The 16103-nt window shown below is 36.9% G+C and carries 15 protein-coding genes and 3 pseudogenes; 7 read left to right on the top strand and 11 right to left on the bottom strand.

All coding sequences use genetic code 11. From position 1 onward, the window contains the following. Positions 1-260: 260 nt before the first annotated feature. Complete coding sequence (gene nifD / locus NG743_RS06770) at positions 261-1655, bottom strand: nitrogenase molybdenum-iron protein alpha chain (RefSeq protein ID WP_035083244.1); 1395 nt, start codon at positions 1653-1655, stop codon at positions 261-263. Positions 1656-1827: 172 nt separating this feature from the next. Next, positions 1828-2271: pseudogene (locus NG743_RS06765) on the bottom strand (NifH family ATP-binding protein); the annotation flags it as partial. A 110-nt stretch (positions 2272-2381) separates the two neighbouring features. On the opposite strand from NG743_RS06765, the gene NG743_RS06760 reads away from it, so the two are divergent. Continuing rightward, positions 2382-3809 carry an integrase gene (locus tag NG743_RS06760; protein WP_027404294.1) on the top strand — a complete coding sequence of 476 codons (1428 nt, stop codon included), beginning with the start codon at positions 2382-2384 and terminating at the stop codon, positions 3807-3809. 75 nt (positions 3810-3884) lie between these two features. Here NG743_RS06760 and NG743_RS06755 read toward each other — a convergent pair. Then, positions 3885-4538: pseudogene (locus NG743_RS06755) on the bottom strand (IS630 family transposase); the annotation flags it as partial. Positions 4539-4827: 289 nt separating this feature from the next. Between NG743_RS06755 and NG743_RS06750 the strand changes: the two are divergent. Genes NG743_RS06750 through NG743_RS06740 form a run of 3 tightly spaced genes read left to right on the top strand, consistent with a single transcriptional unit; the run spans position 4828 to position 6448 of the window. Next, entirely contained in the window at positions 4828-5133 is a 306-nt protein-coding gene (locus NG743_RS06750) for a hypothetical protein (RefSeq protein WP_160170650.1), read from the top strand. 15 nt (positions 5134-5148) lie between these two features. Next, on the top strand, positions 5149-5631 hold the full coding sequence (locus tag NG743_RS06745; RefSeq protein WP_051424436.1) for a hypothetical protein: 483 nt from the start codon (positions 5149-5151) through the stop codon (positions 5629-5631). A 37-nt stretch (positions 5632-5668) separates the two neighbouring features. Continuing rightward, a complete protein-coding gene (locus tag NG743_RS06740) occupies positions 5669-6448 on the top strand; it encodes a hypothetical protein (protein ID WP_051424437.1) in 780 nt (259 codons plus the stop codon). A 27-nt stretch (positions 6449-6475) separates the two neighbouring features. Here NG743_RS06740 and NG743_RS06735 read toward each other — a convergent pair whose 3' ends face one another. Together NG743_RS06735 and NG743_RS06730 are read right to left on the bottom strand one after the other, a co-directional pair. After that, positions 6476-6877 (bottom strand): helix-turn-helix domain-containing protein, encoded by a 402-nt coding sequence (locus NG743_RS06735; RefSeq protein WP_027404299.1) that lies wholly within the window; start codon positions 6875-6877, stop codon positions 6476-6478. 71 nt (positions 6878-6948) lie between these two features. Next, a complete protein-coding gene (locus NG743_RS06730; RefSeq protein WP_257121734.1) occupies positions 6949-7089 on the bottom strand; it encodes a hypothetical protein in 141 nt (46 codons plus the stop codon). A 252-nt stretch (positions 7090-7341) separates the two neighbouring features. Between NG743_RS06730 and NG743_RS06725 the strand changes: the two genes are divergently transcribed. Then, positions 7342-8394, top strand: coding sequence for a hypothetical protein (locus NG743_RS06725; RefSeq protein ID WP_257121733.1), 1053 nt, complete (start codon positions 7342-7344; stop codon positions 8392-8394). On the opposite strand, the gene NG743_RS06720 is transcribed toward NG743_RS06725, so the two are convergent. Continuing rightward, on the bottom strand, positions 8368-10113 hold the full coding sequence (locus NG743_RS06720; protein WP_257121732.1) for an N-6 DNA methylase family protein: 1746 nt from the start codon (positions 10111-10113) through the stop codon (positions 8368-8370). The genes NG743_RS06725 and NG743_RS06720 overlap by 27 nt on opposite strands. 256 nt (positions 10114-10369) lie before the next feature. Continuing rightward, positions 10370-10660 (bottom strand): annotated as a pseudogene (gene nifH / locus NG743_RS06715) (nitrogenase reductase); the annotation flags it as partial. 30 nt (positions 10661-10690) lie between these two features. On the opposite strand from nifH, the gene xisF reads away from it, so the two are divergent. Continuing rightward, positions 10691-12058, top strand: coding sequence for a fdxN element excision recombinase XisF (gene xisF / locus NG743_RS06710; RefSeq protein ID WP_053540139.1), 1368 nt, complete (start codon positions 10691-10693; stop codon positions 12056-12058). Here the strand turns inward: xisF and NG743_RS06705 are convergent. The 4 genes from NG743_RS06705 to NG743_RS06690 form a co-directional block, all read right to left on the bottom strand. Continuing rightward, a complete protein-coding gene (locus NG743_RS06705) occupies positions 12042-12194 on the bottom strand; it encodes a hypothetical protein (protein WP_160170653.1) in 153 nt (50 codons plus the stop codon). The genes xisF and NG743_RS06705 overlap by 17 nt on opposite strands. 182 nt (positions 12195-12376) lie before the next feature. Then, the gene (locus tag NG743_RS06700; protein WP_027404304.1) at positions 12377-12616 is read right to left on the bottom strand and encodes a hypothetical protein; all 240 of its coding nucleotides are present in this window, start codon (positions 12614-12616) and stop codon (positions 12377-12379) included. A gap of 72 nt (positions 12617-12688) precedes the next feature. Further along, the gene (locus tag NG743_RS06695) at positions 12689-13696 is read right to left on the bottom strand and encodes a hypothetical protein (RefSeq protein ID WP_027404305.1); all 1008 of its coding nucleotides are present in this window, start codon (positions 13694-13696) and stop codon (positions 12689-12691) included. Between the two features lie 12 nt (positions 13697-13708). Further along, positions 13709-15046 (bottom strand): DUF5906 domain-containing protein, encoded by a 1338-nt coding sequence (locus NG743_RS06690; RefSeq protein ID WP_257121731.1) that lies wholly within the window; start codon positions 15044-15046, stop codon positions 13709-13711. A gap of 63 nt (positions 15047-15109) precedes the next feature. Between NG743_RS06690 and NG743_RS06685 the strand changes: the two genes are divergently transcribed. Beyond that, positions 15110-16090 carry a DUF5131 family protein gene (locus NG743_RS06685; protein ID WP_306459830.1) on the top strand — a complete coding sequence of 327 codons (981 nt, stop codon included), beginning with the start codon at positions 15110-15112 and terminating at the stop codon, positions 16088-16090. The last annotated feature ends 13 nt before the right edge of the window (positions 16091-16103 follow it).

Here is a 16103-nt window from a genome sequence, read left to right as displayed (position 1 = left end):
CCTGATATCAAGTATTAATTTTCTCTAACTAGTCTAGGAGAGCCATTTAGTCTAGAAAATCAAAGCAAAAAAAGTTATTCAATTTTACCAAACCACCAAACATCAAAAATTAATAACTTAATAAAACCTGGAAAAGTCACCCTTTCACCACTTGCAGTTATCCATAAACAATGTTATGATAGAACATAATAAAATCAATTTAGGCTAAAAACTAAAATATCAAAATTGCCCAACTAAAAAACCTCCCAAAAAACCTTAAACTAACGCACCTTTCCAGCAACATTACCAAGTTCGGAGTAATCCCAAGAGTGCATTTGACGGAAAGGAAGACCCATCTTTTGGAAGACATACTTCTCTTTCACACCAGAAGCAACTAGGTCTGGCTTCAATGCTTTGATGAACTCTTCAAATTCGTAAGCGGTAACGTCGTCATAAACGATAGTTCCGTTTTCGATGTAGTGAGTAGTACGTTTATAGTCGTCATTATGACCGAACTCATAACCTGTACCAATCATCTTCATTCCCAAATCTTGGAAAGCGGGAACAACGTGACGGGGACGTAAACCACCAACCATCATTGCTACAGTCTTACCTTCCAAACGGGGGCGATATTGACTAACGATCGCATCCATGGTAGGTTGATACTTAGCAATTACTTTTTCAGCATTTGCTTGGATTTTTGCATCAAACTTAGAAGCGATTTCACGTAAAGATGCAGCAATCTTGGTAGGACCAAAGAAATTATATTCTAACCAGGGTATACCATAAGCTTCTTCCATGTGACGGCTGATGTAGTTCATCGAGCGGTAACAGTGGATGAGGTTCATCTTCACGTTGGGGGTCATCAACATTTCGTTGATTGTACCGTCACCAGACCATTGAGCAACAACGCGCAAACCGATTTCTTCTAACAAAATCCGGCTCGCCCAAGCATCACCACCGATGTTATAGTCACCAATGATGGCTACATCATAAGGAGTGCCTTCAAACTTCAATGTACCGTCTTTCTTAGCTTGATCTGCTCTGGGGAATACCCAGTCACGAATCATGTCGTTAGCGATGTGGTGTCCTAAAGACTGAGACACACCACGGAAACCTTCGCAACGGACGGGAATAACTGGCTTACCGATGGTTTTGGCTGTATTTCTAGCTACTGCTTCGATGTCATCCCCAATCAAACCGATAGGACATTCAGATTGAATAGAAACCCCACGATTTAAGGGGAATAATACATCTAATTCTTCAATTAATTTAGTCAGTTTTTTGTCACCACCAAACACGATATCGCGTTCTTGGAAGTCGGAGGTGAAGTGCATAGTACCGAAGGTGTCAATACCTGTTGTACCTAAGTAATAGTTACGACGACCAGACCAAGACCAGTAACCGCAACCAACAGGACCGTGACTAATGTGGATCATGTCCTTGATAGGACCCCAAACCACACCTTTAGAACCTGCGTAAGCACAACCACGAGCGGTCATTACACCAGGCAATGATTTGATGTTAGATTTAACACCACAATCAGCCTTACCTTCTTCAAATACGTTTAAATGCTTCTCGCGCTTCTTAGCAGCTTTTTCGGGGTAAGCTTTGAGAACTTCTTTAACTAGTTCTTTTCTTTGTTCAACAATCTTCTTGTCGTCTGGAGGAGTCATTGTTAGTCTCTCTTGCTCCTAAAGGAACGAAAATAGGGATGAATTTTGGGAAATGGAATACCATCCCCCTGTAGCGATAGGGGAAATGTTGGTCAAAGGTGAGAGCTTTTGATGTGCTGCTCTCTGCCTTTTTCCTGGTGCTAGAAAATTCTTTCTTCGTAGCGAATTATGCCTATTTAGCCAGCATTTTTGCAGCGTTTTCTTCGCTTTCGAGAATACCGAACTCAATCAACAATTCTTCCAATTCTTCCATTTCGATAGGTGTAGGAATGGTGAGGTTGGTGTTGTTGATGATCTTCTTAGCTAGTGCGCGGTATTCGTTAGCTTGTTTGCTATCAGGTGCATACTCGTTCACTGTCATCCGACGTAGTTCGGCGTGTTGAACTATGTTATCGCGGGGAACGTAGTGAATCATTTGGGTGTTCAACCGTTTTGCCAAGGTTTCGATTAATTCGATTTCTCGGTCTGTGTTACGGCTGTTACAGATCAAACCACCTAAACGAACTCCACCGGAGTGAGCATATTTAAGTACACCACGAGCGATGTTGTTTGCAGCGTACATCGCCATCATTTCACCTGATGTAACGATGTAGATTTCTTGTGCTTTACCTTCACGGGTAAGACTATTGATATAATCTAAATTCACGTAAAGTGTTTATTTTCTACAATGTTTACTGCGATCATTGTCAGAAATGGACAGTTTTTTTATTAGGGTGAATCTAGGGTATGAACAGATCACAGGAAGCATTTGCCGATTTTCAACCAACAGCTATCACGGATGGGGGATATTTAGGTAGAATGCAAGCAGTAAATGACCAAGAAGTTCACATCAAAACTAAGTTAGAAACGGAATTAAAAGCAGTAAATACTAGACTCAAAGCAGCTAAGGTTTGTGTTTATATCCGAAAATCTGGTAATTGTTTACAGTTGAGAAGTACCCTACCTATTAAACCAGGGGATATTGATAAAAACGGTAGTGGGACAAAACAATATGATATTTCTTTGAATATTCCCTTTAATTTTGATGGTTTGAATACGGCAGAAGAAGAGGCTTATGAACTAGGAAAACTGATTGCTAGAAAACAATTTCATTGGACGGATAAATATTTAGGAAAAACAAGAATTAGAGCTAATTTACAAAATATTAGTGACTTAATTATAAATTTTGAAGAAAATTATTTTCAAACTAGAAAACGGACTCTGAAAAGTGAAAATACTTTTAATAGTTATCTATATATTGCCCAAAAGCATTTACCGAAGGATAAACTAGCGATAAATGCTAATTTTATTGAAGCTGTGCAATCTTGTAGTTCTTCGGATAGTGTAAAAAATGAGTTAATTAAGGTGATTCGGGTGTTATGTAAATGTTCTGGTTTAGAAATACCTGAGTTAAATAACTTTAAAATCCAAGCTACTGCTAAAAGAAAGCGGGATATACCGACAGATTTAGAAGTTGAGAAAGAATATTTAAGGTTTCAAAACTATGCTTTGAACCGTCCCACTAAGTTAATAAATAGGGAAGATCGGAATAATTGGAAATTATGGAGATGGGTATATGGAATGTTGGCAACTTATGGATTAAGACCATTAGAAATTTTTGTTAAACCTGATTTGAATTGGTGGTTATCATCAGATAATACTATGAATACATGGCGAGTAAATGAAGAATGTAAAACTGGAGACAGGGAAGCATTACCATTATATCCGCGTTGGATTGAGAGTTTTAATTTAAAGAATGATCAAGAAGCAATTGAGTTATTAAAAGCAAAGATTGCCGATAAAATTACCAGTAAACAAATTAATGCCGTGCGACATGGTACAGATAGATGGTTTAGATTTGTAGAAATTCCTTTTCAACCCTATGATTTACGTCATGCTTGGGCAATTAGAGCGCATTTGATGGGGATTCCTATTAAAGCTGCGGCTGATAATTTGGGTCATTCTGTGAATATGCACACTTCCATTTATCAGAAGTGGTTTAGTTTAGAAAATCGCAATGTGGCTATTGAAGAAGCTATTAAGAAGAAGTCAAAGGCGGAAGAGTTGCAAGAGATGGTTATTCACTTGGAAAGGGAAAATGATCGGTTAAGAATTGAGAATGAACGATTGAGGTTGCAGATAGCAAATTTAGATTTAATACAAGTAGTTAAGTAACAGAATAACCTCTTGTAATTTACCAATATAAGTAGGTGAACAGAAAAATTTAAAGGTATGTAAAGAAAAGTTAACCTAATTAGCTTTGTTAAATTTAGTACGTTCTGTCCGGTGTTTTCCTTTTTTACCTCTGGTTTCAACACCATCCATAACTGCATACGCTAGTTCTAATTCATCCTCAAACATTTTTCCGGCAATTTCATCTCGTTTAAGATGTTGCCATTCTAATTCAATTGGATTCATTTCCGAGCAATATTTAGGAAGAAAAAACATATATAAACCCATGTTTTCCCACTTTGTCCATAATGCCTGAACTTCTCGACAACGATGTATTGGTTCATTATCTTGAACTATGATTCTCATTCGTTTATTCTCATATGCTTCTTGCGCCTCTTGTTCCATCATTTTGATGTAAGAACTGCGCTTAACTCCTCCAATTACTAGACCATAAATAAAGCTAATTAATGGCTGAAATAGCCCAATAATACTGATTCTGCGTCCACGTCTTTTTGTTTGTTCGAGCTTTTTTTGTTCTCCTTTTTGATAGTATGTATAACCTGAATCACTCCAAGCTGAAAATCCTGATTCATCTAAATACTTTAGGTCTATTTCTCCACTAGCCGCAGCCAGTTCTAACATATCCATATCTGCCTGTTTACTTGCACGATTCACTGGATCTTGTTTTGCTTGATGACTTATTCTTATTCGCTTCCATCTCACCCCTTTTTTTTTAGTCCCCGTCTAGTGTGTTAATTTTGACAGGGAAACCAGGGATTTCCTTCATGCAGAAAGTGTGATAAAAAAAAGAATGCCTGAAAGCCCATAAAAAGGTTTTAGGAAAGCAAAACAAGCAGAAAGAAGGCAATAGGGGAATGGAAGGATTTAAAAGTTCCGAAAGCCGATTAGTACGGCTATTTCAAAAAGGTCGAGAACAGTGGAGAAAAAGAGCCGCAGAAAAACAGAAAAAAATGAGAGGAATGGAAATCAAGATCAGAGACTTAAGTACAAGTCGAGACCTTTGGAAATCGAAAGCACTATCAGCACAGCAGCAAAAAGAGCAGTTGGAACAAGAATTAGAAAATTTGAAAAAAAAACTGAATTTGACAAATTAAAAAAACAAAATAATCATGTAACCGAATTAAGAAATCAAGAGCTAGAAGAGTTAAGACCTAAAGGGCATAGTTATTTGGTTTGTGTCATAGAAACAGCAATAAAATTCTTAATAACAGGCTTAAATAGTCTGAGAGGGATTGAAAGAAATTTTGAAATATTAACAGAACATTGGATATTTTCAACACCTAATTTTAATACGATACGACAATGATCATTACGATTGGGATTGTATGAGTTTAATCGTAAAAAAGAATATCGGGAGGATTGGATATTTATTTTAGATATGACCATAGAGTTAGGAGCAGCGAAATGTTTAGTTATTTTAGGTATATCTCAAGAAAAATTTACCCGAATTGTTAAGGAAGAGGTGAGAAGTTTACAACATGAAGATGTCGAAGTTCTCAGTTTAGAAATCATGGATAAATCACCTGGTACGGTGATATTAGAAAAGTTAAAAAAATTAGCAGAATGTGTAGGAACACCTGTACAAATAATATCAGATTGGGGAAGTGATATCAAGAAAGGAATAAATTTATATAAACAAGAGAATCCGGGAGTTATTCTTACTTATGATATTACCCATAAAATGGCTAATCTCCTTAAAAAAGAGCTATTACCAGATGAGAACTTTAAAAACTTTCTGCGACAATGCAGCTTGACTTATTCATTAAGTTCAGCAGACAAAATTATATTTTCTTATCCCTCCTAAACAAAGAACTAAGGCTCGTTATCATAACGTTGATGTTTTGATAGAATGGGCAATAAAAGTCATAGAATATGAAAAGCACCAAGACTTTTCTCAAATTAGCACTATCTATAATTTAGACAATGAAGCACTATTTCTACTAAGCTTTACTTTGGGTGTAGATATTTTAAATATTCTCAAAAATCTCACACCATTTGTTTATAAGAACCGTCAGAAATTTACTGAAGCTCTTAGCAAACATTTAGGAAAAGAATTGTACGTTGTTCATGGAGAAATTATTTGTCAACATTCTGATTTAGGACGGAGAAGTTTTTATAATAAATTTGGTTGGCTCTTTAATTATGAACAAGATATTAATACCTATACCGAAATATTTACTCAAATTCATTCTGTGCAAAAACAACTAAAAACTCAAGGTTTACATTCTGAATCTCTAGAAGAATGGTTGAAAACTATCTCTGTTGATTCTTTGACTCCAAGAGGACAAAAATTTCATGAAAAAATTATTGAGTATTTAACATTTGAAACTAATCAAATTCCGGTAGGTCAAATTCTACTTGGTACTAGTGATGTTATTGAATCCCTGTTCGGTAAATATAAATTCTTTGCAGCTAGACGACCTCTTAAAGATATTGGTGCTAGTATTTTATTGATTCCTCTCTTTACGCTCAAAATTACGACAAGTTCCGTAAAACAGGCAATGGAATCTATTCGTTTTATTGATGTTATTTCTTGGACTGAATCTATTTTTGGTTTTTCCATGCTCTCCCAAAGACGAAACCTTAAATCCGCAGATATTTCTGACACAGAACCTGCATGAAGTCTTATGGGTAAAGGATTCACAGAATTAACACACTAGTCCCCGTCTGACTGTGTTGGTACTTACTTTTATCCCACGCTCTTTATCCAGTTTTTCTGCTAATTGCTTACTGTTATAAGTTCTTGCTTCTTCTTTCAAGCATTTTTCCAAATATTCAATGTCAGCTTCCATCAATTTTGGCTTTCTCCCTCGACCTGGTAACTCATGGAGTCCTTCTATTCCTTCTTTTTCCCACTTATTCAACACAAGTCTTACTGTTTGCTCTCCCCAATCAAAGTGAGCTGCTATTTTTTCCACATACCAACCATCTGCATTTAATCTGATCACTTCACCTCTATCTTTTACTTTCTGTGGTACTTTCGCTGTTCTCAGGTCAAACAACTCTCTATCTTGTTTTTTTGTTAGGAATATCCTTAACCTTGACCCCATATTTACATCACCCTAATATATGTTTTTCCGTATTTACTTATCTTTACACACCTTTAATTTTTTTTGCTTACCTACTTACTCCAAATGCGATCGCTCGGTTGTGCTTTGCGATCGCTCTGACAACCCACAAAATCGGAAATGCGATTCCTACGGAGCGCTTCGCTATCGCTCTGACAACCCACAACACCGGAAATGCGATTCCTACGGAGCACTTCGCTATCGCTCCATCTTGCTTAAAAAAATATTACTGAAAAGCCTAGTGGTCTGTCAATTTTCTAATTGTGGATAAAGACTTAGAGTAAATAACCACTCCATTCCCTCACAACTCATAAATTTATGCTTGACAGACCACTAGGTATAGCTAGTTGTAGACATCGCTCACATATAACACTCAGCACTTCAGAGGTAAGCTGTTACTGTAGTAACCAGTATTTCTGAAATTTTGAGTAAAAGAGAGTTAAAAGATGTCAGATCACAAATCTAGCGTAGAACAATATGTACAAGCAATCAGTGAAAGTGGACTATCCATATATGATTATATTGAAGTTGGCGATCGCAATCTTTGGATACCAACACCGGATTTAGAAATATTAATTGATGTAGCTTTAAGGGCGATTTCTCTGCAAGGTTTACCTCTAAGAACTCGCTCTAAGTTTGTGAAAGAACTTATATGTCAAGCTCTTGGTTATCCAATACCCAATTCATTCAAAAAAACTAAACCTCGGTTTCCAGGTCAATTTTTCGATACTTACATTCAAAAGTCTAATAATTTGCAGATTTGGAATGATGAAACTGAAGCAACAAGAAGATATGTATTAATCAGGGTGAGTAGTGATGATTTGATCACCAAGGTGAAAGCTGTAACAGGAGATACCCTGGCAAAACTTGATACTACAGGAACTCTAACTCAAAAGTATCAAGCAAAACTATTAACTGGACAAGTTGATGCAGAATTAGTCACTAATCAAGATTCCAATTTGCTTTTACCCTTTCTTAATAAAAACGTTGATTTACAATTAGTTACTAGCCCTATTAATTACCCTGGATTGGGAGAAATATTGCCAATTGAAGAAATTTTTAATTGCTTACGGCAGCTAATTGGACAATCTATAGTTCATATTGGATATGACCAAGAACGCAATCGTGGAGCAGCATTGCATAGGCTTATCTGTCAGCAATTAGGCTATCAAAATTATCAAGATGATGGGCGATTTCCTGATATCTGTCACCAATTACTAGAAGTAAAACTTCAAACTTCATCAACAATTGACCTTGGATTAGTTTGTCCAGACAGTACAAATCCTCTGGATGTACCAAAGATAGGTGATTGTCAAATTCGTCATTGTGATGTGCGTTATGCTATTTTTTATGCTGTTAAAAGTGGTAAAAATCTTATACTCACAAAGTTTTATCTAACAACAGGTGAGAGATTTTTTAGTAGATTTCCCCAATTTCAAGGAAAAGTCCTCAATAAGAAATTGCAAATACCGTTACCGACTAATTTCTTCGATAGCTAATCCAAATGATTCCCAAATCATAGCATCTAATTCTCTCCAAGTTATATCTGCTTCTATGGAGGGAATTAGATTGTAGATATCTTTAGCTTTTTGAATAATTGCTCTACCTATATAACTTTGAGGATTAGGGATAGGAAAATGTTCAACATATTGGGTCATAAAGCGTCTTCTTCCAGCATAGAGCTTATTATGAAAACGGTAGTCATAGAAATTTTCAATAAAAGTGGAGTTGGCAACCGCTACAGCTAACCATAATAAATCTATATTCTGGGGATTTTTACTCATCAACCAATAACAATCCCCATTAATTACAGAACCACTTAAATCAATCCAAAAAGTAGGCTTTTCAGAAATATCACGGAATACTAATTTAGGATATTGCCAAGCTGACGGATCTTGAGGAACCCAAATTTCATACCATTTTCGCCCTGCATTAATAACATATTTCCGATCTTCAAGTTGAGTACGGTAAAGTTCTAAATATGCTTTACTTCGAGGATATAAAGAAATATCTACTGCATTTCTATGACCTTCTATTACTTCATGAGGATAAAGAATTTGTTTAGGCTGTTTAGTTTCAATAGGTTTAAATTGTCTAGCAATATGATGAGTAGTCAATGATTTTAAAAGTTCGGGTTTTTCTACTTCAGACATTTTCTGCCAATCAGAGCGAATAAATACTTTATCAGCACAAGTTTTTACCCCAACTCGAATATCTCCAATATCACGAAAAGTTGCCCAAGTATGAGACTCAACTGTTTTCAGCCAACTATCAATTTTTGCTGTTGTAATAGACCAAATTCCGCCATTATTTATATTACTATTGAGTTCTCCGTGTTGTACTAAAAAATTTCTGCCATCACTAATTTTTATATTTCCTTGTTTAGATATAGCTTCAATGGGATTATCCGCAAATTCTTGAGCAGGATTTTTAGTTTCATAAATAGATGTAAAAGCAGTAAAATTTTCTTTTAGTGTATTTCTACCTTCAACTAAGAGGACAGCCGGTAAAACTGCGGCTGAAAATAGCTTTGTATCTCCCAAGTCCCATACATGACGGATATTAAAGTTATTTAAGATAGCTTTCCTGACTGAAATTCCTGATTTCACAGTCATAAACCGATTAGAAGTAATGATTCCAGCTACACCTTGAGGATCTAGAACTGAGGCAATACATAGAATAAAAGCATAGTAAATATCTACGCGACCTGATAAACCAAATTCCTTGGCAATTTTTTGAGCTTGTGTTCCTCCTATAATTTGTGTGCGAACATAGGGAGGGTTAGCTATAACTACATCATAGTATTGATCCAAAACTGTTTCAAACAAGTTAGGCGTTTTATATTTATCTAGTTGCAAAGAAACATCATCTAGGAAGTTTTTATTCCAAAAATTACAATTTATGTGGGGAAATTCCATTTTAATTTTATTTCTTGCAATTTCTAGAGCGTTAGAGTTAGTATCAAAACCATATATCTCTACATTAAAACTTCCCAGATGTTTTAAAGACCTTAATAAGCTAATTAATAGTTGTCCATCACCTACTGCGGGATCTAGAATTTTGATAGGAGATATAAATTTTTTCTTGTTAACGACATCTACTATCTGTTTTGCTACGAAATCTGCTAAAATTATTGGCGTGTAAGTAGCACCATCTCTTTTTTCTTCAGAAACATTCTGATATCTACTTTTAGGTACACTTTGAAAATAAGCTTTCATACTTCAGTTCTTTTTTAACTATACTCATTAGTTTTTATTATATGCTAAAAGGGAAGTTAGCAGAAAAAATCAGTAACACATTTATCAAAAATCATGTATCCCCATTGACACTAGGGACAAAATAGGGTAAATAAAAGAATAAATCCTAACAAAAAACCCATTTATCTAAAATTTCCCAGGGCAGAAATAGGGCATAAAAAAATCAAAATTTCCAACCAATTGCATTCACAAAAACCCTAGACAAAACAGCTTAATCTTCACGGATAGGCATAGCAAAACCACCGCATACAACGTCACCTAATACGTCGTAAGATACGAAATCTAAATCTACGTAAGCACCGTTTTCTTCAAGGAAGTTAATAGCGGTGATAATACCACGACCGGCGCAACCTACACCGGGTTCTGGCCCACCGGATTCCACGCATTTAACGTCGCGGAAACCTTTGAGCATTACTTCATGAAGTTCTAGGTCTTCAACAGATCCTCTTTCAGCAGCCAAGTGAAGAACGGTTGTTTGAGCCTTGGAGTGAAGCATCAAACGAGTAGAGCTATATTAACAATATGGGCAATATGAGGAATGATGATGAAAGCAGGTTATGTGAGGGTTTCCACCCGTGAACAGGATGAAGGCAATGCTTTGGAACAACAAACAGCACGAGTAGAAAGGGCTGGCGCTATTGTCATCTTCTCAGATGTTGAGTCCGGGCGCAGCGACAAGAGGAAAGAATTTAATAAAATGATTGCTCAGTGCAAACAAGGCAAGATCACCGAAGTCATCTGTACGAGAATTGACCGACTAGGACGCAGCGTGGTGGGGATTCACAAAGCGATCGCTATCTTTGAGGAGTACAAAGTCAAACTCACGGTTTTGGATGCCCCCGTTGACCCATCTTCCCCCTTTGGCTGGTTTTCTGTGAATCAGATGGCTGGATTGGCTGAATTTGAATCTAGGCTACTTGCTAATCGTATCAAAAACGGCATGAACTTTTTTAGAGAGCAGAAAAAGGCTTCTCCCCGTCCACCTTTTGGGTATTGTCGCGTGGATGAAAAGTATGCTCCTGATTTATCAGAGATGAATGGAATTAGTAAATGGGCGATCGCTCACAAGATGATTGAATATTTTCTCGGTGATGGGGCTACATTGAGGAGTACGGGTCAATATTTACTGCAAACTTATCATCTCAAGTGGACTGCTGCCGGACTGCGTTACTGGCTTTTAAACCCTGTACTCAGGGGCTGTACTGCCTACAATATCAAAGACAATTTAAATAAACCTGAGAACTGGGATATTCATGAAGATACTCACCAACCTTTGATTACTGAGGATATATTCAAACGCATAGTTAGAAAACTTGACGAGAATAAATCTAAATACAGCTACGGTAGAGAAAAAAAGGAAACAGAGATTTTCCCACTAGCGGGGCAGATTATTTGCGCTGACTGCGGCTATAAATGTTTTTGTAAGAAACGAAATTCGACATATAGAGTCCGTTGCAAAAAACATGAAAACATGGGAAATGATTTTTGTAGCAACAAAATTAGTACCTATCTACCAGATATTATTTTAACGGTAGATCAAACCTTAGTAGAACGGCACAGAGAAATTAAGGAATATGCAATTACAAATTCAAATGTGGAAACACAAGATAGCCCGGAATTAATTGCTAGACAAGAGCAACTAAAATCATTGAGACTTTTACCTAAAAACCCAATAATTCAAGATGCCATTGACCAAACAATTTTAGAGATCAATAAAATCAAACAAAAAGAAACTGTAGTCAACAAAATCAACAGCGAACTATTTGATATTCTTGCGTTTTGTTGTAGCAATATTAATTTTTGGGATGAAACACCCTGGGCAGATAAATCTTTAATATATAAAGAATTAATTGATTACGTAAAAGTTGCCAATGGTGAAATCAAAGAAGTCAAGCTGCGGGTTTAAGCAGCCCTTGAAGTTCTACTTCAAATTCTTCTTCTGATAATAACATTAATCTCTTTCTGGTATAAGGATCTAAATACCGAATCCTATACCATTTTTTAGAGACACGAATCAATACTTGAGTCGCTGTTTCTTGCATATCATAATAGATGAAGTCTTATAACTAGTTTAGCTATTTTTTGATATTTTTGTCTGTTTATGATGAACAAATTTATTGTTCAGACACAAAATCAAATATCAAATCAAGTTTTGTGTTTCTCAAGAATCAAGAATCTCATATTGTTTTGTATGAATTATTTATCAGTGTTCTCTGATTCTAAACTATTCCTTAACCACCGTTGGTAATGTGTCTGCATCTTGCACAGTCAGGGGAAATTTTTTAACGTAGTTGCCATTACGATTAGCTTTGTAATCAGCAATCATTTCTAAGGCTTTACTAGCGGCTAAAAGTAATTTAATTCCGTAGTGGTGTCGGAATATCAAATCAATTAATTCATGACAGTGAGCTTTTAACTCTTGTCTGTGCCTCATTAATTCATTTTCGTTTACACATTTTTTCATGATTGTCAGTTGTCCTTTGTTAATTGTTAATTGTCAGTTGTCCGTTGTTTAAATACCAATGACCACTGACAACTAACGTATTTTTCTGGACAAGCCTAGTTTTAATTCTTCATGTCGGGTTAAAGATTGACAATCAGCACACGCTACGATTCCTTCAACGCCTTTACCTTTAACTTGAATATGTTCTGGACACCAATCTAAATGTGCAATTATTTGGCATAGTCTTTTGCTTCCTAAGTCCCCAAATCCTTTAAACCTGGAATCCTTGTAGTAAACATAAGAACCGATGGGGAATTTGTTGTTTCTTTCAGCAATTACATTGATAAATTCTTCTGCTTTTTCTGTCTCAGTATTGGCAACTTCTCCTGATTGTTGCAACTCTTGTAATTGTGATGGTACAGATTCACCCATCACAGTAGCTTCAACCTCAATTACAGCAGAAGTTTTAGGCATTTCTATAACTACCTGTGTGATGGGTTGTGATGGGTCAAAAGCCAAATTTCCTTGTAATGCTGTACCAGTATTAATACTTAGAGTATTTTTGATGTTCTCATTCTCAATTGAATAATTGTCAATTTTGCCATCACACCCATCACATGCTTGTTGTAAAATGGGTCTAGCCATCACATTATCCATCACCGACCCATCACACGACCCATCACATTTTTCTGATTCAGTATTGAAATTGCTATTATTTGGTTCTAATTCAGACAACTTTGTGATTAATGTAGAAATGTCATCATCGCTACCTGTTCTTATTTTGATGCCTTCAAAATAAGACCCTTTTCTATCTGTTCCTTTGGAAATTGGCAACTTTAACTGTGCCTGTAACAAATCAAGTAACAAACTGGTGAAACGTTTCTGAGATAACGGATTTGTGCCTGTGTTTTGCGCGTATTGACAATAGTTAGGATAAAGCCAAGTATTAGCGTTGCGATATGCAGTCCAGGATTCAGATTGACCCATATCATCTGTTGTAAATCTGATTTGTTGGGCAATACCTACATAATTTCTATATCCAGTTTCTTGTACAAGTTCTTCATCTGCCCAAGCTGCTAAAGGGTTAGTTTCTGTCAGCATGGTTGCTTTTTGCTAACAGAGTAATTGGGAAGCTTCACAGTGATTTTTGAGAAGTTCCTTAGCACGAACTTCACCCATACTCAAAACCCAGTTAAGAAGCCCTGGGATATATCCGGCAAACTCCCCAAACATTTCGCCGTTAGTCCGAAAATCTAGTAAAACACGCTGGTCTTTACGCTCAACCTGCTGATCAAACCGGACACCAATCCGACGACGTTCTGTGCCAGATGTATAATCTGATGATGAGATAGCTTCATTACCAGCAATAATTATCATCCCAGGATATATAAAACCTGATGTGGATTGTTTACCCTTGACTTCGTAGGGAATTAAATCAGAACCAGTCATGGCTTTAAGTATTGAAACTTCACCCGCAAATCTTTCTGAGTCAGTGATCACACATAGGCGTTTACCTTTGAGTGAAGCAGATTCAAAGTTAGATTTTTCCAGTTTTTGCAGTTTTGTAGAGTGGGTATTTCTAAGTCCTACAAGTGCCTGTGCTAGTCGGGTATAAGTCCCCTTACCAGTCCCACCCTTGCCGATGATTTCTAAATATTGTTGCCACTCTGATTTACCAGTAGCAACGGCATAAAAGTAGGCTCGAAGTACATCTATAGTTCCCTGATCCTGAACTTGAGAATTAAACCATGCTTCGATAGGTGGACAAGTTGCGATTGCCGAATACTGATAAGGTAAACACCAAGTCAATCTGTTTCCTGGACAATGCGATGTAAGTTCTAAAGTTGAGGGATTTAATAATCCATTAGTCATGGGAATAAAACCCGTAATTTCATCCCATTCTTTGGCGGCTAATTTTGCTCTTAATTTGCGCTCGACTCCCGAAGTGAACCCGTGTGAGATAGGGTGAGGTCTACCATATTTGTCACAGAAATAATACTTGTAAGGTTTAATTTCTGTTTCACAAATCAATGAGACAGCATTCGAGGTTTCTAATCCCCAAATACCATCAATATTTGCAGAATATCTGTACCATTGTTCTTCCTCTACATTCCAAGCCAATTGATCACGATACTTTTCAGCCACCAAATCAGAAAATTCAGCTTCACACCAGGACTCAATAATTGATCTATCATTACCACCATCACCCCCATATTCGATAAATTCAGCATCCCAGTTGACAAGTTTTTCAGTGAATTTATCAGCAGTTTGTCCTATCAGCCGGTTCATTATTGCAATGAACTGTTCACGACTCCAATCCCCATTAGCTGCTACCCAGTCGGCAATATCGCCTTTTTCTGGCATTTCTTCCCAAAGTTCCAACGGGTTCAAGACGAGACAAGGAAATTGGATTTTGGCTGCTGCATTGGCAATCGCTAATGCCTTTTTCATGCCAATCTCATCATTGTAACGGGGTGTGATCCAGATTCGGACGGCTGCGCGAATTGTTATGCAGTGTTAGAAAGTTGGATTCATTCACATCATCCCAACCCCAAAATATCCGATGTTTTTGCAGGAACAGTCAGAAAATCAACCAATGGCAAACTACAATGGATTGGACAAATCAATCTACAACCCCAACGCTTAAAATGGATTTTGGAATGGGGAAACTGGGAAAACCCCGAACTCGTATTTGTCGCTAATTTGGGGGATTTATTTCACGAAAAAGTCCCCTTTGAGTTCATAGATGAAGCTGTGGCATATATGATCATAGCCCGGTGGAACATTTACCAAATTCTCACCAAACGCCCAGAAATCATGTATCGGTATTTCACCAGTCCTGACCGTCTTCAAAAGATTAAGTCTGCATTGGTGAAAGCTAAATCCGAAATACTAGAAACCAAATCGACAAAACGGGTACGGAAGTTAGTAGAGGAAAGTTGCAAATTTTTAGAGGAAACGGAACTCAAGTTACCATTTAATCATCTGTGGTTGGGGTATTCAGTATGCACACAGAAAGACGCTGAAGATGTTTATTATCTGCTAAAAACACCTGCCAAAATTCGTTTTCTCAGTTGTGAACCGATTCTGGAACACATTGATTTATCAGAATGGTTGGGTGAGTTTATTGGTGCGGGTATCTGTGATGGTTGCGGAAAGGAAAAAAGTCAACTATACGGTGTTGATGCTTATCCTGTATGTGGTGCGGCAATTTGTAATCAATGCGCTTCCAGACTACATTGGGTCATATTAGGGGGAGAGTCAGGGGCAAATGCTAGAACTACTCATCTTGAACATTTACGTTCACTCCTGAATCAGTGCCAAAAAGCCAACATTCCTCCATTTATCAAACAACTTGGTGCTAAACCAATATTGAATAACCAACCCTATAAAATCAGTGATAAAAAAGGTGGAACCCACATTCCGCACCCCAAACTGTTACAGAGGGAAATTACGGAGATGAAAATCAAAGGAAGCATCAAAACAAACATATAAAGTGAAAAACGGC

The organism is Dolichospermum heterosporum TAC447, from assembly GCF_024584745.1.
GTDB lineage: Bacteria > Cyanobacteriota > Cyanobacteriia > Cyanobacteriales > Nostocaceae > Dolichospermum > Dolichospermum heterosporum.
This window is presented reverse-complemented; position numbering and strand designations above follow the sequence as displayed.

Bases quoted from the DNA above. Each gene is read 5' to 3' on its own strand.
- nifD (WP_035083244.1), bottom strand. From the start codon at position 1,655: ATGACTCCTCCAGACGACAAGAAGATTGTTGAACAAAGAAAAGAACTA.
- NG743_RS06760 (WP_027404294.1), top strand. From the start codon at position 2,382: ATGAACAGATCACAGGAAGCATTTGCCGATTTTCAACCAACAGCTATC.
- NG743_RS06735 (WP_027404299.1), bottom strand. From the start codon at position 6,877: ATGGGGTCAAGGTTAAGGATATTCCTAACAAAAAAACAAGATAGAGAG.
- NG743_RS06725 (WP_257121733.1), top strand. From the start codon at position 7,342: ATGTCAGATCACAAATCTAGCGTAGAACAATATGTACAAGCAATCAGT.
- NG743_RS06720 (WP_257121732.1), bottom strand. From the start codon at position 10,113: ATGAAAGCTTATTTTCAAAGTGTACCTAAAAGTAGATATCAGAATGTT.
- xisF (WP_053540139.1), top strand. From the start codon at position 10,691: ATGATGATGAAAGCAGGTTATGTGAGGGTTTCCACCCGTGAACAGGAT.
- NG743_RS06705 (WP_160170653.1), bottom strand. From the start codon at position 12,194: ATGCAAGAAACAGCGACTCAAGTATTGATTCGTGTCTCTAAAAAATGG.
- NG743_RS06700 (WP_027404304.1), bottom strand. From the start codon at position 12,616: ATGAAAAAATGTGTAAACGAAAATGAATTAATGAGGCACAGACAAGAG.
- NG743_RS06695 (WP_027404305.1), bottom strand. From the start codon at position 13,696: ATGCTGACAGAAACTAACCCTTTAGCAGCTTGGGCAGATGAAGAACTT.
- NG743_RS06690 (WP_257121731.1), bottom strand. From the start codon at position 15,046: ATGAAAAAGGCATTAGCGATTGCCAATGCAGCAGCCAAAATCCAATTT.